The organism is Brevibacillus sp. NPDC058079 (genome assembly GCF_042885155.1).
Classification (GTDB): Bacteria; Bacillota; Bacilli; order Brevibacillales; family Brevibacillaceae; genus Brevibacillus.
On record NZ_JBHVSO010000001.1, the window covers coordinates 1,231,031 to 1,249,495 of the forward strand.

Genomic DNA, 18,465 nt, shown 5'->3' on the forward strand with positions numbered 1-18,465 from the left:
ATCCATCAACAAAACGATTGGAGGATTTCGGTATGATAGGTCTGCGTATTTTCGCAAAATGGGTATTGATCGTAGGGTTGTGCTTGATGTTTCTTTCATCTGGTATTTATAAGCTGATTGGACATCCAGAGACAACACTCGCTTTCCAAGCTTTCGGGTTTCCCCATTGGTTCCAAGTTGTGATCGGTTTAGGCGAAGTGCTCGGCGGATTGGGCTTACTAATGAAAAAGTATACGCGTTACGCCGCTTATACGCTCGCAGTGATTATGCTTGGTGCTACAATCACTCTTCTTTTACACGGTGATACGACTACTGTAGCGATTCCGTTTGTCTTACTCCTTGTTTTCTTGCTGATCGGTCGCCAGAGTGGTAGCAAAAAACAGCCGAATCATGCTACGTCGGTTTAATCCGACTGCTCGCTAAAAAGGCCGACAGTTCCCACCCGTAACCAGGTGAGGATCTGACGGCCTCCCTCTTTTTCTTCAAGCTCGTTCGTTTACAAGTGCTTTTTTATAAAGTGTAGGAGGGTCTGACCTTGTGCGGTAAGAATCGCTCCCTTACCTTGGCATTTGGGGCATGCTTCCTCTTGCTTGTTTTCATTCACAAGAATCCCCTTGCCTTCGCATTCCCAGCAGGATTGCTCTAAGTCATCCATTGAAATCGTCATGAGACAAAACCCTTTCCCTGCTAAAAATAACCGTACCTTGTCCTGATTTTAACACGATTTCGTCATGTTCTGCCAGCAAGTTCACTATCGCGACGGCAGGCTCTTCCCATGTAGTGCAACAATTATTTCCTACATACCCTTCTGCTTGAAATCATAGTAGGTAAAGATAGTAAAAAAGGAGGGATGACTTGTGGATCAAGAAAAAGTAACCATCAAGATTAACGACAATGGATCAATTCGTGTTACAGGAGCAGTTGAATTGCTGGATGGAGCAGGTGACCTGTATGAAATCGGTTCATCTTTTTCACTCTGTCGATGCGGTCAATCCGAGAAGAAACCGTTCTGTGATGGCACGCATAAAAAAGTAGGCTTTGAAAGTGCACCACGAGCAAAAGCATGATTCGAAAGAGCGCAGATGCGCTCTTTTTTCATTTATCAATCGCTTTTTATGTCAAATTGTTTCTTCATTGAAATATTGGTATAATTTTGAAGAATATTATTGGAAAGGTTTTGATTACATGCTGTACGTAGTAAGTTTCGTGGTCGCTTTGTTTCTCGTCAGCTTTTTTAATACACTTCGACAAGTCATCCATAACCCGAATCAATATCTTATGTCCGCAGCCATCACGGCAATTTTAGGAGCGGTCTTATTTTTCTTGATTGTCCTGAATAGCTAACATTCCGCAAGGGAAAGTGAGCCTATCTCATGAAAAATACCCCCATCTGGTTTACAGTTGTTTCCATGATGGTTATCGTTTTGGCAATCGCTACCCTGATAACGAGTTCGCGACTTTTACGAATAGCAACCATGCTGGGCTTAGCCATTATCATGACAGCGTTAGGTAGCTTTGAGTGGAAGAAACAACATAAAATCGCGTATCTGTTCTTTATTGTAGCTGCATGCCAAGTTCTCATTTTGATTGACGGCGTATATTTTTTATACCTAAGATAAAGACATTCCGATCCCATACGCAATGACGAAGAACTATCTTTCATTCGGTTATGGCTGACAAAGTTAGGAGTGCACAACCATGTATGCACAAACAGTACGTTACGCTCAATTTGGTGAACCCCATGAAGTATTGAAGATTGAACAGCGGTTGATTGAGCCTCTGAAGCAAGGTGAAATTTTGGTGAAAATGAGCGCACGTCCTATTAATCCTTCTGACGTCATCCCGATTCGTGGTGCGTACAAGCATCGTATCAACCTGCCCGCCATTCCTGGGTATGAGGGGGTTGGTACCGTTATTGATACAGGTCCTTTTGTTCCCCGCTCTCTTATCGGCAAACGTGTTCTGCCTTTGCGCGGTGAGGGTACGTGGCAAGAATACGTAAAAACGACAGCTGAGCTAGCCATTGCGGTTCCCGATTCAATCCAGGATGATATCGCCAGTCGGTTGTACATCAACCCTATCACTGCGTGGGTCATCTGCAATGAGACTCTTCAACTGTCTTCTCATCAGGTTTTGCTAGTCAATGCAGCCAACTCAGCCATTGGCCGCTTGTTTATTCAGCTATCCGCTCTTTTCGGTTTTAGGGTGATCGCCATCGTCCGAAACACAAGATATACCGAGGAGTTGATGCAACTCGGGGCGTGGCATGTCATCGACAGTTCATGTGTGTCGACTTATGATGCCATCATGAGTGTAACGAACGGACAAGGTGCTCATGCGTCTATTGATTCCATTGGCGGCCCAGATGGTTTAGAGCTGGCGAAGTCTACACGTACTGGCGGCATTTTCTTGTCGTTAGGCCTATTATCGGGAGTTCAAGTGGATTGGTCGATCATCTCGAAAGAGCTTGGCGTTCTCCCTCAACTGTTTTTATTGCGCCACTGGAATCAACGCGTATCCGTGTCTACCTGGCACGAAACGTTTGAGAAAGTCATCGAGCTCCTTCAGAATGGGAAGCTCCTTTTAGAAGAGCCAGGAGAGAAATTTGCTTTGCATGATGCTAGAGAAGCAGTGAAATTTGCGGAGAGCCGTCATCGTACGGGGAAAATCCTCTTGGTGTAATCGCTTGGAAGCAATCGTTCATCCTATACGCTACTTTTCTACAAGCAAAATAAATGATAAGCTCTCGCTGTAGCGAAAATTTAGATGTAAAAGGAGTACATCATGAGTACCCCTCTTTTTGAAAACTATACGGTTTACGAAAATGCTCCTAGCGTCGAAGAGAAGCAGTAGAGATCGGATTGAAGAATACAGTGTATGCGGTCACCCTTTTTCATGAAGGAATCGCGATTGAAATGGGAAGAATCATCGGTGACGGTGGCTGTTTTTATCAAATTGTGGACATTGCCGTGGTTCCGGAACACCAGAAAAAGGGACTCGGAAAGGTCATCATGCAGCATCTCATGGACTATTTAGATAAAAACGCTCCCAAGACTGCCTATGTAAGCCTGATCGCTGATGTTCCTGCGGATCAACTAACGAACAGTTCGGGTTTGCCTATACGGCTCCTCGTTCTGTAGGGATGTACAAGTGGTTTAAATAACACCGAAGCCAAAAATGAGCGTTTTCTCGCCCTTTTTGGCTTCGGCGAAACATAGGGGGTCCTATGGCTAAACATGAAAAGAGGTTTCTTAAAAATTACGAATCAAAAGCCTCTGAATATCTAAACGATAAAGAAAAAGCATCTAATCTCCTTAAAAAAGCAATGAAAAAAGCAGATAAAAAAGCGATCGGAGATGTTTGGGAGAATTTACAGCTACTCTTTAGTATTTTCGGTGATTGGACGAGTGGAAAATACCGAACAATCCCTGTTAAATCCATCTTGATGATTATTGGTGGGATTTTGTACTTTGTTTCACCTGTAGATGCCATCACAGATTTTATTCCTGTTGTTGGTTTACTAGATGACGCGACCATCATTGGATTGGTGTTTCGACAAGTGAGCAGCGACCTTACTCTATACAAAGAATGGAAACAAAAAGGATTTTTACAGGAATAGGTAAAACCCATACGAGGTGCTTTGATGGCGTTACACAAGTATTTACATCATACATTTCCAGCGTTAATGCTTAGACCACCTTTGTTTTATAGCTGGGATATTGGAATCCGTTTTGAGCTAGGTGTGAACTATGATTACCATAACGTTTATGAAAATTGCCCCTATTTACAGGGGGTTTATACGCGAGCGATTACTTTATATAAGACTTTACATGCACCTAACGATGACATCTATATCGTAGTGGATGTAAACGATTTTGGAGACGGTGGAGCTTTCAAGCGTAAATTGAACGTCTTTTCCAAGTATGTGAAGAACAAATCATTTTTGTATAAGCTGCAACAACACACGATCCCTTATGTTTTTCCAGAAGACGATGAGAATGAAGCCTATCGAACGCATCGATTCGCGTTGAAGTGTAAGACATCGGACTTTGCATATGTTCCAATGATAAAAGCAATCTGCCGTCAAGATATGGGATTAATGCCACGTATTTTTCATCGGGTATATTTTATCAATACGAGTAAACATACCATCTTTCACATTTATGACGATCGAGGCTGTGATTTAGTAGCCACTTCTCCTGAAACAATCAGAGGGATATATGAGAGCTATTCGCATTGGATATTAGACTATGACAGAGCCAAGATCGATCAGGTATTTTCGTAAATGGAATCAGCTATGGCAACACATTTCCGGCAGAGCGATAGATGTCATACCACTCTTCTCGCGTCAACCGAATATGGGCTGCTTTCACACAATCTTTCATACGGTCGATATTCGTCGTGCCAATGACTGGTTGCATGTTCGCCGGGTGCCGTAGTAGCCAAGCGATGGCGATTGTCGTGTTGGACACTTCATATCTAGCTGCCATTTCATCGATTTTTTTGTTCAACTCAGGAAATTTCTCGTTCCCAAGGAAAGATCCTTCGAAAAATCCATACTGGAACGGCGACCAAGGCTGAATCGTAATATCATGCAGCCTACAGAAGTCGAGTACACTGCCATCGCGGCTCACAGCCGAATTGTTCTCCATATTGACGTTGAAGCCTTGCGAGATCATCGTCGCGTTCATAATGCTGAGCTGCAACTGGTTAGCGACGATTGGTTGCTTCAAATATTTGTTTAACAGCTGGATCTGCATCGGATTTTGATTGGAGACGCCAAAGTGGCGTACTTTACCCGTGCTTTCCAAAAGATCGAACGCTTCCGCTACTTCTTCCGGCTCGACAAGCGTGTCTGGGCGATGCAGCAGCAATACATCCAAATATTCAGTTTTTAGTCGTTTTAGAATGCCATCCACTGCATTCAAAATATGCTCTTTGGAAAAGTCGAACATGCCGGGACGAATGCCACATTTCGATTGCAAAAGGATACGCTCGCGAACGCTAGGGCTCATCTGAATCGCTTCTGCAAATACTTCCTCACATCTGCCTTTTCCATAAATATCTGCATGATCGAAGAAGTTCGCCCCTTCTTCAAGCGCTGTTTGTACGAAGTGCTCCGCTTGCAGCTTGTCTAGTGACCCAATCCTCATGCACCCAATTGCGATGACTGGTACTTCTAATTTGCTCGTGCCGAGTGGTATGGTTCTCATGTCAATCCTCCGATTCCATTTTTTCATTGTGTCAGTTCGAAACAATCGTTTCAAAAAGAAGGCGATCCATGTTGAAATGGATGGACAGCCAAAGAAAGCCGGGCTTGTTAAAACGGATTATCATGAGAACTCATTGGTTTATTCAACTCACAAGACGGAGAATCCTGCGGGAATGGTACAAATAAAAAGTCCTTCCCCAATTACTCTGGAAGGACTCTTTGTTGGTGTAACTTCCCTGTACACCCGTGATTCTTCTATTTTCGGTAGTAATATTTCGCCCATTCGTTGATGATTTGTTTTCTCGTCAGATTGATAATCGAACCCGTTAGTTCAATAGCAAATGAATGACAACTCGTTATTTCTCCCAAAGCTCGACAAGTCGACCATCAGGATCTTCAATCCAAATAAACTTTCCAAATTCACTACTCTCTTTTTGCTTTGCAAGAGGTACACCAATATGTTCAAGATGCTTAATAGTCTCGTCTAGATTATGTACTTGGAAATTTAACATCACTTGTTGTTCTGTTGGAAAATAACTGTCATTCTCGGTAAAGAAAGAAAAAATAGTCTCATTTCCTAATTCGGGTTTTATCACAGTCCCATTCCAATTTTCTATATCAATCTTCAACACCTCACTGTACCATTTTTTTATAACTTCAAGATTCTTAGTTCTCCAAAATATTCCCCCGAAACCTTTTATCATCGTATCTAGCTCCCATCTGTCACCAAATTTTTAACTATCCGATTACATGAGTTATTCGAGATGTAAATTTATGTTCCTTTTTAGCTTGGCCCACTCTTATCCTTTACAATTTGGAACTTCTTATAACTCTTCTACTCATCACTAACCTCCTTTTTGGGAAGTGAATGACCGTGCCGCACAAACAAGAAAAGCCTTTGTAATCAAAGGCTTTTCGACCATTTCGTATGGAGCGGGTGATGGGAATCGAACCCACGCCGCAGGCTTGGGAAGCCGGAGTTCTACCATTGAACTACACCCGCATGATTTTACTGCATTCTATTCCAACTGCTTCCAATTATATAGCTGTCTGAATTATTTGTCTAGTATCTCCGATCAAAGGGAGCCGTGCCACTCATGCCAAAAAAGACCGACGGGAATCATCCACGTTCGGTCTTCTCTGCGTGCTTTTCCATCAGGCATGTGCAAACGTTTGCTGCGAAATAATTCGCCCACTCTCCATTTTCACTACCTGATCAGCAAGATGGAAGTAGCGATCGTCATGTGTGATCGCAATTACACATTTGCCCTGTCTTTTCATTTCAGGTAGCAAGGATTCGTAAAAGAATTGACGATACTCTGGATCTTGGTCTGCTGCCCACTCGTCAAAGAGGAAAATGGGCCGGTTTCTTACCAGACTGAGCATTAAGGCAAGACGCTTACGTTGACCCGTAGACAGCTTCGTCGTGCTAAACGTTCCCGTTTCATCCACTTCTACTTTGTCAGCGATGCGAAGCACCTCTAAATATTTGCTCACTTCCTCTTGCTTCGCCTGGTAATCGACTCCATACATCTTCTCAAACAGGTAGAAATCACTGAAAATCGCGGAGAAGAATTCGCAGCGTTGATCAGCATTTACTTTTTGGCCGTTCATGAAAAACTCGCCCTCATCCTGCTCGTACAATCCGGTAATCAGCTTGGCAAACGTTGACTTCCCGCTACCGTTACCACCAACAATGAAGACGATTTCCCCTTTTTGGCAAGAGAAGTCCAGCGGCCCTACGGAAAACTCTTCGCCCTCCTTGTTTTTGTATCGGAAACGCACCTGTTCAGTTGAAAATGACTCAAAGTCTTGCGAACTCCGCTCAGCTAAGCTTTCCTCTTCTCTTCTCGTTCCCACTGATAACGAATCCAGCAAAGCATTCAGTCGCTGCCAACTGATCTTGATCCGAATCAGCTCCGGTACTGCATTCAAAATACCGTGAACAGGCCCAGTCATATACAGAAAGACAAACACATAACTAATCAGCATCTCTTTTTGAAGCGAAGGGAAAAGAACCGGGAATAAAAAGGCAACCGTGCCGATTACCACAACGAAAAGCAATTCCCCAATCAAATACACGTTCACAAATTTAAATTGGCCCGCTGATTTCTTATGTCGATAGTCAGAGCAGCTTCTTTCCATGTCTTCTTCAAATTCTTTTCGTTGTGCCTGCGTCAGATACAGCTCCTTGAAGCCTCCGATCATATCGGTGATATAGGAGAAAAACACATTTTGGATGTCTCTGGTTTCCTCCCATACTTTGTTTGCAAAGCGACCTGCCAGCGTATACAAGCCTACAGCCACAAAAATGACAGCCAGACAAAACAAAAATCCGTATAGATCCAGCGAGCCCAGATAAATGAAGCAAAACACGAGTGTAACCCCACTCGTCAGTGCCACAACGACACTATTGGCAAACGTACTGATCGTTTCCGTATCGTTATTTAACCCCGCATATATTTCACCGTTATCAAGTGTCTCGTACTTTTGATAAGGGGTCCGAAAAATTTTGCGGATCAGTTCCATTCTTTTTTCGTATACGATTTCATTTGTAATCACAATCAGCCGGCTACGCATCATTTTCTCCCCGACGATATATAACAAGATACCCAGGAGAAAATACAGGAAAATCGCTGCATGAAATTTGTTCGTAGAAGTGAGCGCCAGATTGATCATAAAAATAATCAGCGCATTCCCAAATCCGCTAATAAGCCCCTGTATGACAATAGAAGTCATGTATGTTTCTTGCGATTTCGGGAACAAGCGGATGAGTGTGATGTAGACATTAAACAGAGCGAGTCCTGCCACCAATGCGTACATGGCGTAAAAAATGGTGATCGGAAGCCAAACCTCGATGAACGCCCATGGTAAGCCCATAAAAAAAACATCTGGCAAATAGTATAAGGCGGCTGTCAAAACAATTCCCATGACAATAAATGCAACGAAGGATGTCAGACAGATTCGCCCCGCATTCGCGGAGAGTTTTCGTTCGCCTCGATAAACTTGCACGAAAATCTGCACGATCCCCCCACCAAGTACCAACAAAAGGATACCAAGGATCACGAGAGAAATGCTTGCCATACGATCCGCTTGAAGATTGGTGTCAGACACGACTACGGGAGCTTCTTTCCCTAGTGCGAGATTGACGGCCCCTTCTGCGATAACAAATGCGTTTAACGAGTTGATATTGGTCAAAACGACGGCTCCCAGCTTTTCCTCTGGACGAAATACCATGTACGAAGAAAATGCAGGGTTATTGCCGCCGTGCGAAATTTGCCCTCCACCATCCTGATAAATCATCCAGCCTGACGCATACGAGAAACCGTCTGTCGCAGGAGCTACCGAACGATCAGGAAGATGGGAAGCTCGTACCAGCTCGGGACGAAACGCAGATGCCTCCAACCCCATCTGAATCTGCAACCATCGTTCCATATCGTTTAAATTGGAAACGACATAACCCGCTGGCGTATTTCCACGATATTCCGGCGCATCATACACGCGTGGGGAAAAGAACTCGATTTTGTGTCCTCTTGCCATCTCCTCCACGGGTGCCTGTGCCTTCAAAAAGGTATCGGTTAGCCCCAATTTGGCAATGACTTGTTGCTGTACATACTGCTCATAGGACTCTCCGGTGATTTTCTCGACCACATAGCCCAAGATATCGTAGTTAATGGTGGCGTATTCATACTCGGTGCCTGGCTTGCGAACCAGTTCAGCATGATTGATCGCTCGCACAGTTTCTTCGATCGCATTCTCACTGGAAGAAATAGGGATGGAACCAATGCTTTCAAACGGAATCCCGCTAGTATGATACAGCAAATGCTTAATCTGGATCGTTTCCTGTTGTCCTTTATAGGTAACGCGAAACCACGGGATATAGTTCTGTACCGGGTCGTCCAGCGAAAGTCGCTTTTGCTCGACAAGCTGGTGAACTGCTAGCGCTGTAAAGGCTTTGGAGTTCGATCCGATTTCAAACAATGTGTCAGCAGTAACCGGCTCTTGCTTTTGGGTGTCAGAGAAACCAAACGATTGCTTGTAAAGGGTTTTCCCCTCTTTGACGACCACAACGGCTGCACCCGGGATTTTTTCGGACTCCATGGTTTTATTGACCAGCTGTTCGATTGCTGTTGCGATTTCCGTATCCTGTCGAACGCTCGTTTCAGCGTACACGGGTATACTGCCGGAAAGTACGAGAACCAGACACATTAGCCAGAACGCTAGTTTTCGTCTCGACTCATCTATGATCTTTTGCAGAATGATCCACTCCTTTTTAGGCACTGCGTCTGTGGGAAAGACCGCAACCAGTACGTGATGTAATTGGGATTGGATAGAAACCGTGGCGAATCAAACTCGCCACGGTTCCTTATTACGCATCGCACATATACACGGGTTTCGAGTAGAGGCGCAAGGTTTCTCTCCATTTTTTAACCAATCGCTCCCACTGTTCTAGCTCGATTTGCTCCTGTTTCAATAGGCTAATCGGAATACACAAGTTTAATAGACGCCCGTCTATTTCAAAACGGGTAACACCCGCAGGCAAAACGTGCCCTTCCGATACGATACGCTCCAATTCCGCCAGACTGATCGGCGGGAACCGTATCAAGGCGGCTCCTGTTTCTGGCCATTCGAGCATCCCTGTGGGCAGACGATGCACCGGGTGGCTATAGTTATAACTGTCCACTAATTGACGCCATAGCGTCATTCGCCACTCATCATCCTGCCGATTCTCCTTTGGGTACAGATAGAAGCGTTCCTTGTTCCCTATCTTCATTTCTGCCACAGGCGTTTCTCGTAAACGCTCTGTTTCCCATCGAAACACAGAATCTTGCTCCACTGACTGCAACCATGCAGCGACTGGCACAATATGATCCCACATATCTAAGTGAAAATCCTCATGCTCCACTACCTGTACGGGGATATGTTTGCACCCAAGCGCTTGAAGAGCAAAGGTCCGATGTGCCCCATCAATGATCAAATACTGGCCGTTTTGCATGAGAATCGCCAGCGGAGGATGGCGCAAAATCCCTTCCTCCTCAATGATCTGTCTGGTCTTGTGTAGTCGCTTGTTTTCATGTGACTCGTGCAAACAAATACGAGATGACTCTACCAGTTTTAGATTTGCCAGCACATCGTACAAAATGGTAACCTCCAGTTAGTCTTGCAAGTGAGTACCGATCCCCTGCGAGAGTGCTTGTTTGTAATAGTAGGCAGCAATGGCGATATCAAAAATCGCCATCCCCATCGGATTAAACATGATGGGCTCATCTTGTGGAAACTCTTTCATCTGGTCAAGGCAAACGATATCTGTGATGGACTTGGTATCTTCTTTTTGCAAGCCTCTCTCCAGATGCATGATTTCGATGTCTGTGTTCTCACGGCAAACTTCGATCCAGTCATCTACGATAATGGAGCGGGTATAGTCGAGAATTTTTGGTGTAAAATCGCGTAACGACACATTTAACAACAAGGAATGACGTTTTGGTTGCTTGTCAATAAAACCATGCGGTGATACCGTGCACGTAATGAACACATCTGCCTCGCAGTATGCTTCTTCCCACGTTTGCGCGATAACCGTTTTCTCTTTTATCTCAGCCGGAATATGCTCCTGCTGGATACCCGCAATGTCATAGAGAACCACCTTGTCGATCTTCTCTCCTAACATGGCCGTAACCATTTGTAGATGAAGTCTGCCAATCGGACCAAATCCGATAATTCCGACCGTTACATTTTGCAGGGGACGTACTTGTTCGTAATGCTTGAGGAGAAGACCGGAAACAGAAGCAGTTCGAATGCCGCTAACAAGGGCCGTATTTATCGTTGCCACAGGCTTACCCGTTCTGGCTTCGTTCAGGATGGTAATCGAATGCGCGCGTTGGATACCCTCTTGGAGGTTTTTCGGGAAACTGGCAATCCACTTGATTCCCGCCATGTAAGTATCTCCGCCTACAAATGCTGGCATGGCAATAATGCGGTTTGACATGTCATGATAGCGCAAGTAAGGTTTAATCGGCTGTGCATAATCTTCCTTTTGTAAGGAATGCACAGCATGTTCAATGACATCAATGGTTTCCTTCCAATTCTTGCCGACCTTTTCAATATCACTCGTGTTTAGATATAACATCGTACATCCCACCCTGCTTATCGTAGTAAATTTGATTGGACACTATTTAATTGCCAACGAAAGAATGCTTTTGCTGATGCAACCACTGAACCCATTCCTGGTTGTAAACGGTATTGACATATGGCATACCACCGTCTGGACATAAAAAGACAACATTTGGCTTGACTACGTGCTTTTGATCTTTGAAATAGTTTTTAATCGCCCAGTAGGAAGTCCCAGAAGATCCTCCAGCAAAAATGCCATGCTCAGTGTACAGCTGATAGCAAGCATCAACTGTGTCCTCCTCCGAAACATGAACGACCTCATCAATAATCGCGCCCTTGAGTATGTCAGGCCGCATGCTCGATCCAATTCCAGGGATGTATCGTTTTTGTGGCTCTTGCCCAAAAATCACCGAGCCTACCGTATCGACAGCAATGATTTTTATGTCAGGAAAACGTTCCTTCAATCGCTGCGAGATTCCCGTAATCGTGCCGCCAGAGCTAACGCCGATAAACGCATAGTCCAATGTCTCGAAGCTGTCTGCGATCTCAGTTCCCAGTCCGAAGTAATGGGCACGAGCGCTATCCGGATTTCCGTACTGGTTGGTCCAAAACGAGTTATTCGTCTCATTCAGCAGGCGATTGACCGTTTGGATGCGCGTTAGGAGAAATCCTCCTGTCTCGTCACGGTCCGTTACTTTTACGACCTCATGGGAAATTACCCTGAGCAAGTTCTCATAGACGGGATTGATATTTGGATCAATCACTGGGATAAATTTAATTCCCAGTCTCTTGCACAAAGTCGCCAAAGCGATAGCAAAATTTCCCGAAGAAGACTCGATTACAGTAGTTTCCTGCGTGATCTCTCCTCTTTTGATCGCCTCTTGTAATATGTAAAAGGCCGGCCTCACTTTTACACTTCCCATGAGGTTGTTGTATTCCAGCTTACAAAACAGATTGATGTGCTCATGCTCAAGTTTGTTTAAAGGCGTATTGCCAATCATCTGACTTATGGCCATCATTTTCGTTAGCATATTGAGCCCTCACTCCCGATTTTTCCCGTCTTCGTCCGATCGACCGTATACATCTTGGCCCTTCGATTAGGCAGATTTTGCATCCATTTTTTTCTGAATGTAACCTGCCAACGTTTTCATATCTTGAAAGTTTTCCAAATGGAGCATGTCATCATCGAATTCAATGCCAAACTCTTTTTCAACCTTTACGACCGACTTGATAAAGGTCAATGAATCAATGTACTCCGTAAGTTCTCCGCTTTCGTTCACGTACTCAGAAAACAACCGGAGGAGCGTCTCGTATACTTCGTTTTCTCTTTCCATAGGAGTCCCTCCAAGTGGTAGATGCTTACACAACAACGCCAACCCGTTCCAGTACTTCTCTTGTTTTGACGACCGCCTCAAATTCCTGCGTTTTTATGCTGCTGATTTTTTGCAGAACGCGATGAACCATGTCACTGCGATTACTGTCAAACGCCTTAAGAATCATATTGGTCGTAATTTTCCATTGATGTCCGATACTGCGATACTGCTCGGCAAGATCTGCAAAGTTTTCGTACTTCTCACTGATCGCCTGCAGGACATTGGCATACATCGCTCGTGTCTGTGCCATGCTGATCAAGCTGTGGTTAAGGATATCGAGATGATCGTCAGTAATCTCCACTCCGCTAGCGAGAAAAGCCTCTACGTCTTCGAGAAAAGGATCAAGGGATTTCAGCCCAACCTCGACGTTAACATCATCAGGTACATCCAACTCCCGCTTGATTTGACTTATGTCGCAACGACCCTCTAGTACGCTGAGATTGCTCCTGACCGCTTCCAGCAACTGATCGGGCGTCGGATGCAGGGACTCTGAAAGTACCAATTCAAATGATCGATTGTGGAGTGGATACCATTCTCCTGTGCCTGCATCCCGATAGGAAGAGTTACTTGCCTGTAAAAATTGCTCGATGGGCAACAGACCTTTGTAGCGGTAGTAATCATCTACAATCAGAAGCTGATTATCTTCTCTTCCTGTGACAATGATGCTATGCATTTCAGGCAGGTCCTGATAATAAGGGTTGTACGGGAGTTCTGCCATATTGCAGAGGACGATTGTCGGTATCTCCCGTTCCAAACGTTCTTGAATATTTGCCAAAAACAGGTCGTCTTCCGGTTCAGCCCGTCCTTCTACGCGGATATTATGAATCCACTCCAGCTCTGCGACTGTTCTCATGTATTGACCGTTTACATCTCCATAAGGAGAATCCTGCGTTTTAAGATAGATGGCACCGCACTGCTTCCAAGCTGTTTCCAAGGCGGAAAAGTTCAGGTATTTCAGAACCGTGTAGATAGAAGCGCCGATGCAATCCAGGTTCGGATGCTTGCTAGGTTGAATCTCGGTGAGAGACATGAGCACTCTCCTTCCTGTCTATCGTAATGGTAACCACATGCGACTATCGGATATCCGAATCACGTTCTCGCAAGGCAAATACTTGTTGCAAAAATTGACGGGTGAGAGACCTCAGCTTATCGACAGCAGCTTCCATATCGGATCGCTTCAACATTTTTTCTTTGTATAAGCTAAGGGCATAGCGATTCACCACGTTAATGGATGTCTGCAAAATGTCCTCCGCCAGTTCGCGTACAGACTGATCCGCCTGTGGAATGTAACAGTCCAATAATGTTTCCACCCACAGTTCTTTCCCGCCTAATTGAACGTAGAGCTCGTTTAAATTGGCTTCATGAAAATAGGTGTCTGGCTGCTCCGTAAGTGACAGCAACAGCGTTAGTTCACGACCAACTTGCTGTTTACTTTCGACCACTTTTAGTAAACGCAGCAACTCCTGTTCCGCGCTGGCACGCAAGATTGCTTCTTCATCTGAAACGCGATCAAGCACCATGATAAGCCGAGAATGCGGCTCTACATTTGCATAAATCTCCTCAAGCGTTTGATACGTTGTGGAAAATTTATCGTACTGGATTCGTTGAGCTTGCCCGCGAGTCAAATGATTGTGATTGATGATCGTATAAACCTGCTTGTCATGGTCATAGCCAGTGATGACGGTGAGATGATCGGTATGTTCCTTCTGGTATTGCGGCGTGTAAAAAGTGTAGTACTCGTCAAACGCAACCATTACTGGCTTTCCTTGATCCAATTGGTGAATGATCGACTCATGCAATTCATCCAGACGAGCGACCGGCACGAGTTTGACCCGATAGCCAAATTTGTAAAGCATCTCCTCATCCGACAAATAACCCATAACCTCAGCATGCTCCCGATACGAATAGGGGTACCCCTCTGCATCGAGTTGATAGCCGCGCTTCAATCCGAGAAAAAGCTTAAAATACGGAATCAGATGGGCATCCTGCTCCTCCATTAATAAAGCGAGGCCGCGATCATAACAATTCCATTGACGCCAAGATAATTGACTGACATCGGCATACGAGCTGCGCTTGATTTGCGTGCCATGCAATGATTTTGTGTTTCGTTGTTGACCAGTTTGGACTGAAGTAGCAGCTGCCTCTGCTTTCGCAACCTGTTCAACTTCATGCCCAGCCGCATCAAGATAGGCAGCAAAATCGGAAATCGTCAAATGGGTAAGCAGGTCTTGTACTTCTACTTCTCGGTTCATCCGCTTGGAGATTTCGCTGATCATTCGAATCGCGATGATCGAGTCCCCGCCCAGCTCGTAAAAATTGTCATGGACATCTACTTCTTCAAGCCCCAGAACATATCCCCAAATGTGAGCCAGCTCTTGCTCTAAAACGGTGTAGGTATCATTTTTTCTCCCACGTACTACTACGTTTGGCAGCTTCGCTTCTCCAGATATTTGCGGTGCAACATTGTCTTTTTCTCTCCCGGCATCCTTGCCAAGGGCAAGAGAATGAAGAGAAGAGATGTCCAGCCAACAACGTTTACGCTCAAACGGATAAACAGGGAGGTGCACGCGGCGCGGCTTTTTAAACGTATACATGGCACTCCAGCGTACATCTGCCCCGCTCACATACAATTCGCCGAGCTCTTTCAGATCAGATAACTCTTTGCTTTGTGCCAATAAAAGCTTTTGCAAAAAAGCATGGGCCGCCTTATTCATCGCTTGCTGTTCTGCCTCAGTCAGTATCCCAGGTTCTCTATCAGCTACTTCCTGAGAGATAACCTTGTGCCAGCCAAAGAAAATATCTGGTTCAGAAAGTGTTGTCCAGTCGCTCGCGCACAACTTGGAGATTTTTACGGCAAAATCGTCCATGTCCCTGCAAATCAGCAGCAAGCGGTAGCCGTAGTGACTGCGGCCCGTATTTGCCGTAAAGCTGAGACTTTCCAATGTCGGCAGTTCCTCCACGGGCTTGCTTATCCACTTCTGAAAACGGAGTAACAGATTGAGCAAGCTCTCCTTGCTTTTAGCGGATAAAGCAATAGCCTGAATCCCTTCGTCTTGCTTGGGGGGCTGTATGAATCCTGGTGCTTCCTCTACTACGAGGTGCACATTGGTTCCACTCATCCCAAAGGAACTGATTCCAGCCCGTCGCACGCTTTGCTCTGGTTCCCACTCTGTCAATGTGTCGTGGATGTAAATGGGAGATTGTTCAAAAGGAATCATCCGATTCGCGCGCTGAAAGTGCAAATGCGGAGGTATCTGCTTTTGTTTAAGAGACAGAATCACCTTGAAAAGACCAGCCATCCCCGCTACGTGGTCGGTGTGACCGATGTTCGTCTTTACCGAGCCGATCCCGCAAAATTGGCGCCGGTTTGTGTATGGGCGAAACGCTCTCTCCAGCCCATCCATCTCCATAGGATCACCCAGCTTGGTACCTATGCTGTGCACCTCGATATAGGAAAGGGTTTCGGGATCAATCTGCGCGTCTTTCCATGCCTGCTGAATCACTTCGGCTTGTGCCAATGAATTTGGCGCCGTAAGCCCGAAAGAATGGCCGTCTTGATTGGCGGCGCTTCCCTTGATCACGGCATAAATCGAATCCCCGTCTGCAAGAGCCTTTGTCAACGGTTTCAGCAAAACGGCGCCAACGCCTTCACCGACACCTGTACCGTCTGAATCATTGTCAAAAGGTCGAGTACGACCAGATTGCGATAAAATTCCCAAATCATTGCTTCCATCTTGTAAAGACAGCAAGATGAGCTTGACACCGCCAGCCAGCGCCATTTCACATTCTCCTCGACGAATTGCTTGGCATGCCAGATGAACAGCCATCAGCGAAGAGGAGCAGGACGTATCCACAAGCATGCTCGGACCTTTGAGATCCAACAGGTAGGATACGCGAGAAGCGATCACCGATTTCATATTGCCAATGATCGAGGTGGACAGCGCATCTGGTTCCAGCTCTCGAATCATTCGTCTATACTCTTCACCAAAATCACTGCTAAATCCCAGATATACACCCGTACGGCTACCCGCGAGCATCGTTCCACCATATCCAGCGTCCTCAATCGCCTCCCAGCATGTCAGCAGAAATAAGCGCTGGTTTGGGTCCATCTGGCTGGCTTCCTTAGGAGAAAGACCGAAGAGCTGCGGATCGAACTTATCAATTTCGTTCAGATAGGCAGCTTCTCGAAATTGAATTTGTTCCATCGTCAACCCTTTGGCGAGTAACAATGGAATCAAATCATTCTGGCGCTCTTTGGGAAGCTCTCGCACACAATCTTGACCAGCTTGCAACAGATGCCAAAAGTCTGCTGGGTTTTCTGCGCTTCCGAATCGGCAAGCAGCACCAATCACCGCAATATCATGTTGATTGGGTTTGCTGTCTGTTGAATGAGCATCCGTCGGCTGTTTATTCAGTTTGACTCGGTTAAGTCCTAATGGCTTGCTCACTGCATTCTTCCTCCTTGGGTCCTCTGCTCACCTTGTTCGGCTTAGCTTGCTTGCCATTCGTTGCCGATCTCAGGAAATCGCTGTTGCAAGTCCGGTTTGCTGGTCAGCTGTTCAAAGCGCATGGCTTGTTCCGCGTCAGGCGCTTTTTTTGTTTGCAAGATCATACGAAGCAGCGAAAAAGCTTCGCTTACATCTCCATAGCCCCCCTCTTTTTCTCCTTGTTCCAGTTGTTGCCTCAGTTGTTGAAGAGCTTGATAAGGAGCGATCACCCCTTGCTGGTACGCCTCTTCATCGAGACCGCGGTTTTTCGTGCAAACAGCAATCGCAATGCAAGAATCGACCAATTGGGCAATTGCTGCTTGATTATGCGTTTTAGCATCCTGAATCTCTTGCTGATAACGATTGATCTCCCCCTGCTTGTCAAAGGCAAAGGCACGAAGGGGATATCCTTTGGCCAAATTTGTCAGCACATTTTTTGGACCGAGCTCAATTACGGTATTCGCTCCCTGTGTTACCAAGTAATCCATCGTGGATTGCCAGCGAACAGGGCTAGTTGTCTGGGCTGTGAGCAAATCGACAAGTTGATCTGCATGGATATATGGTTGTGCTGTCACATTGGAAATCACAGGCCATTTGGGATCGCTATACGTGTATCGCTTCAATTCTTCATTTAATTGTTCGGCTGCTTGCACCATGAGTGGCGAATGGAAAGGCGCACTCACCTTGAGGCTGACTACGGAAGTCGAGCCATGCTGCTTGCACGCTTCTTCTACTTGCCGCACCGCATGTGCATGTCCGGAGATGACGATCTGATCAGCGGAGTTATGGTTCGCGACCACGACGATCGCATCGTCACGAGAATGTTCCCGACAAATCTCCTCGACAAGTTGAGCATTCAACCCGAAGATTGCTGACATGGCTCCGACACCCTGCGGCGTAGCCGCCTGCATGAACTGACCTCGGCGATAGACAAGGCGGACGGCATCTGCAAACTGGATAGCAGCGGCACAAGTCAGGGCCGTAAACTCGCCCAGACTGTGACCAGCCACCCACTTTGGTTCGATGTTCATTTCCTGTGAATAAACGCGGAAGGCTGCGACACTTGCCGTCAGGATTGCTGGCTGTGCGTGCTCTGTTTTGGTCAGTTCTTGTACATCCCCTGCAAAACAAAGTGTTTGCAGGTTAAATCCAAGCGCATCACTGGCTTCTTCAAAGGTACGAGCAGCAATGGGATGGGCCTCACATAATGCTTGGCCCATTCCAACATATTGCGAACCTTGTCCCGGGAATAAGAGTGCGATTTTGTCCATTTTTGATCACCCTT

19 protein-coding genes and 1 tRNA gene are annotated in these 18,465 nt (G+C 45.8%); 8 read left to right on the top strand and 12 right to left on the bottom strand.

Going from position 1 to position 18,465, the window contains the following annotated elements; all coding sequences use genetic code 11:
• Positions 1-32: 32 nt before the first annotated feature.
• Positions 33-407 carry a DoxX family protein gene (locus tag ACFVS2_RS05640; RefSeq protein ID WP_173619476.1) on the top strand — a complete coding sequence of 125 codons (375 nt, stop codon included), beginning with the start codon at positions 33-35 and terminating at the stop codon, positions 405-407.
• Positions 408-496: 89 nt separating this feature from the next.
• Here ACFVS2_RS05640 and ACFVS2_RS05645 read toward each other — a convergent pair whose 3' ends face one another.
• The gene (locus tag ACFVS2_RS05645; protein ID WP_390232012.1) at positions 497-667 is read right to left on the bottom strand and encodes a tryptophan RNA-binding attenuation protein; all 171 of its coding nucleotides are present in this window, start codon (positions 665-667) and stop codon (positions 497-499) included.
• A 190-nt stretch (positions 668-857) separates the two neighbouring features.
• On the opposite strand from ACFVS2_RS05645, the gene ACFVS2_RS05650 reads away from it, so the two are divergent.
• From ACFVS2_RS05650 to ACFVS2_RS05680, 7 genes are all read left to right on the top strand, one after another.
• Positions 858-1,067 carry a CDGSH iron-sulfur domain-containing protein gene (locus tag ACFVS2_RS05650; RefSeq protein WP_390232015.1) on the top strand — a complete coding sequence of 70 codons (210 nt, stop codon included), beginning with the start codon at positions 858-860 and terminating at the stop codon, positions 1,065-1,067.
• Positions 1,068-1,185: 118 nt separating this feature from the next.
• The gene (locus ACFVS2_RS05655; protein ID WP_390232018.1) at positions 1,186-1,344 is read left to right on the top strand and encodes a hypothetical protein; all 159 of its coding nucleotides are present in this window, start codon (positions 1,186-1,188) and stop codon (positions 1,342-1,344) included.
• A gap of 29 nt (positions 1,345-1,373) precedes the next feature.
• Positions 1,374-1,619: a hypothetical protein gene (locus ACFVS2_RS05660; RefSeq protein WP_390232021.1), complete on the top strand. Its 246-nt coding sequence runs from the start codon at positions 1,374-1,376 to the stop codon at positions 1,617-1,619.
• A 79-nt stretch (positions 1,620-1,698) separates the two neighbouring features.
• Positions 1,699-2,682, top strand: coding sequence for a zinc-dependent alcohol dehydrogenase family protein (locus tag ACFVS2_RS05665; protein WP_390232024.1), 984 nt, complete (start codon positions 1,699-1,701; stop codon positions 2,680-2,682).
• Between the two features lie 179 nt (positions 2,683-2,861).
• Complete coding sequence (locus ACFVS2_RS05670) at positions 2,862-3,140, top strand: GNAT family N-acetyltransferase (RefSeq protein ID WP_390232027.1); 279 nt, start codon at positions 2,862-2,864, stop codon at positions 3,138-3,140.
• Between the two features lie 86 nt (positions 3,141-3,226).
• The gene (locus tag ACFVS2_RS05675) at positions 3,227-3,619 is read left to right on the top strand and encodes a YkvA family protein (protein ID WP_390232030.1); all 393 of its coding nucleotides are present in this window, start codon (positions 3,227-3,229) and stop codon (positions 3,617-3,619) included.
• A gap of 24 nt (positions 3,620-3,643) precedes the next feature.
• The gene (locus ACFVS2_RS05680; RefSeq protein WP_390232033.1) at positions 3,644-4,285 is read left to right on the top strand and encodes a DUF3885 domain-containing protein; all 642 of its coding nucleotides are present in this window, start codon (positions 3,644-3,646) and stop codon (positions 4,283-4,285) included.
• Between the two features lie 10 nt (positions 4,286-4,295).
• On the opposite strand, the gene ACFVS2_RS05685 is transcribed toward ACFVS2_RS05680, so the two are convergent.
• The 11 genes from ACFVS2_RS05685 to fabD all read right to left on the bottom strand — a co-directional run bounded on the left by ACFVS2_RS05685 (position 4,296) and on the right by fabD (position 18,451).
• Positions 4,296-5,213, bottom strand: a complete 918-nt coding sequence (locus tag ACFVS2_RS05685) for an aldo/keto reductase (protein WP_390232037.1) — start codon at positions 5,211-5,213, stop codon at positions 4,296-4,298.
• A 355-nt stretch (positions 5,214-5,568) separates the two neighbouring features.
• Positions 5,569-5,916: a VOC family protein gene (locus ACFVS2_RS05690; protein WP_390232039.1), complete on the bottom strand. Its 348-nt coding sequence runs from the start codon at positions 5,914-5,916 to the stop codon at positions 5,569-5,571.
• 225 nt (positions 5,917-6,141) lie between these two features.
• Positions 6,142-6,215 (bottom strand) — tRNA-Gly (locus ACFVS2_RS05695).
• Positions 6,216-6,367: 152 nt separating this feature from the next.
• Entirely contained in the window at positions 6,368-9,421 is a 3,054-nt protein-coding gene (gene edeA / locus ACFVS2_RS05700) for a cyclic peptide edeine export ABC transporter EdeA (protein WP_390232042.1), read from the bottom strand.
• A 160-nt stretch (positions 9,422-9,581) separates the two neighbouring features.
• On the bottom strand, positions 9,582-10,343 hold the full coding sequence (locus ACFVS2_RS05705) for a ParB N-terminal domain-containing protein (protein WP_390232426.1): 762 nt from the start codon (positions 10,341-10,343) through the stop codon (positions 9,582-9,584).
• A gap of 24 nt (positions 10,344-10,367) precedes the next feature.
• The gene (gene sbnB / locus ACFVS2_RS05710) at positions 10,368-11,336 is read right to left on the bottom strand and encodes a 2,3-diaminopropionate biosynthesis protein SbnB (RefSeq protein ID WP_390232045.1); all 969 of its coding nucleotides are present in this window, start codon (positions 11,334-11,336) and stop codon (positions 10,368-10,370) included.
• Positions 11,337-11,382: 46 nt separating this feature from the next.
• Positions 11,383-12,351 carry a 2,3-diaminopropionate biosynthesis protein SbnA gene (gene sbnA / locus ACFVS2_RS05715; protein WP_390232048.1) on the bottom strand — a complete coding sequence of 323 codons (969 nt, stop codon included), beginning with the start codon at positions 12,349-12,351 and terminating at the stop codon, positions 11,383-11,385.
• A gap of 66 nt (positions 12,352-12,417) precedes the next feature.
• Positions 12,418-12,654: a phosphopantetheine-binding protein gene (locus ACFVS2_RS05720; RefSeq protein ID WP_173619488.1), complete on the bottom strand. Its 237-nt coding sequence runs from the start codon at positions 12,652-12,654 to the stop codon at positions 12,418-12,420.
• Positions 12,655-12,679: 25 nt separating this feature from the next.
• Positions 12,680-13,723, bottom strand: a complete 1,044-nt coding sequence (locus ACFVS2_RS05725; protein WP_390232051.1) for a BtrH N-terminal domain-containing protein — start codon at positions 13,721-13,723, stop codon at positions 12,680-12,682.
• 43 nt (positions 13,724-13,766) lie between these two features.
• The gene (edeG, locus tag ACFVS2_RS05730; RefSeq protein ID WP_390232054.1) at positions 13,767-17,141 is read right to left on the bottom strand and encodes an edeine polyketide synthase EdeG; all 3,375 of its coding nucleotides are present in this window, start codon (positions 17,139-17,141) and stop codon (positions 13,767-13,769) included.
• 41 nt (positions 17,142-17,182) lie between these two features.
• Positions 17,183-18,451, bottom strand: a complete 1,269-nt coding sequence (fabD, locus tag ACFVS2_RS05735; RefSeq protein ID WP_390232057.1) for an ACP S-malonyltransferase — start codon at positions 18,449-18,451, stop codon at positions 17,183-17,185.
• Between the last annotated feature and the right edge of the window lie 14 nt (positions 18,452-18,465).

What these genes read in the sequence shown, in the direction of transcription:
- ACFVS2_RS05640 (WP_173619476.1), top strand. Translation starts at nt 33, where the DNA reads ATGATAGGTCTGCGTATTTTCGCAAAATGGGTATTGATCGTAGGGTTG.
- ACFVS2_RS05645 (WP_390232012.1), bottom strand. Translation starts at nt 667, where the DNA reads ATGACGATTTCAATGGATGACTTAGAGCAATCCTGCTGGGAATGCGAA.
- ACFVS2_RS05655 (WP_390232018.1), top strand. Translation starts at nt 1,186, where the DNA reads ATGCTGTACGTAGTAAGTTTCGTGGTCGCTTTGTTTCTCGTCAGCTTT.
- ACFVS2_RS05660 (WP_390232021.1), top strand. Translation starts at nt 1,374, where the DNA reads ATGAAAAATACCCCCATCTGGTTTACAGTTGTTTCCATGATGGTTATC.
- ACFVS2_RS05665 (WP_390232024.1), top strand. Translation starts at nt 1,699, where the DNA reads ATGTATGCACAAACAGTACGTTACGCTCAATTTGGTGAACCCCATGAA.
- ACFVS2_RS05675 (WP_390232030.1), top strand. Translation starts at nt 3,227, where the DNA reads ATGGCTAAACATGAAAAGAGGTTTCTTAAAAATTACGAATCAAAAGCC.
- ACFVS2_RS05680 (WP_390232033.1), top strand. Translation starts at nt 3,644, where the DNA reads ATGGCGTTACACAAGTATTTACATCATACATTTCCAGCGTTAATGCTT.
- ACFVS2_RS05685 (WP_390232037.1), bottom strand. Translation starts at nt 5,213, where the DNA reads ATGAGAACCATACCACTCGGCACGAGCAAATTAGAAGTACCAGTCATC.
- ACFVS2_RS05690 (WP_390232039.1), bottom strand. Translation starts at nt 5,916, where the DNA reads ATGATAAAAGGTTTCGGGGGAATATTTTGGAGAACTAAGAATCTTGAA.
- edeA (WP_390232042.1), bottom strand. Translation starts at nt 9,421, where the DNA reads ATGTGTCTGGTTCTCGTACTTTCCGGCAGTATACCCGTGTACGCTGAA.
- sbnB (WP_390232045.1), bottom strand. Translation starts at nt 11,336, where the DNA reads ATGTTATATCTAAACACGAGTGATATTGAAAAGGTCGGCAAGAATTGG.
- sbnA (WP_390232048.1), bottom strand. Translation starts at nt 12,351, where the DNA reads ATGCTAACGAAAATGATGGCCATAAGTCAGATGATTGGCAATACGCCT.
- ACFVS2_RS05720 (WP_173619488.1), bottom strand. Translation starts at nt 12,654, where the DNA reads ATGGAAAGAGAAAACGAAGTATACGAGACGCTCCTCCGGTTGTTTTCT.
- ACFVS2_RS05725 (WP_390232051.1), bottom strand. Translation starts at nt 13,723, where the DNA reads ATGTCTCTCACCGAGATTCAACCTAGCAAGCATCCGAACCTGGATTGC.
- fabD (WP_390232057.1), bottom strand. Translation starts at nt 18,451, where the DNA reads ATGGACAAAATCGCACTCTTATTCCCGGGACAAGGTTCGCAATATGTT.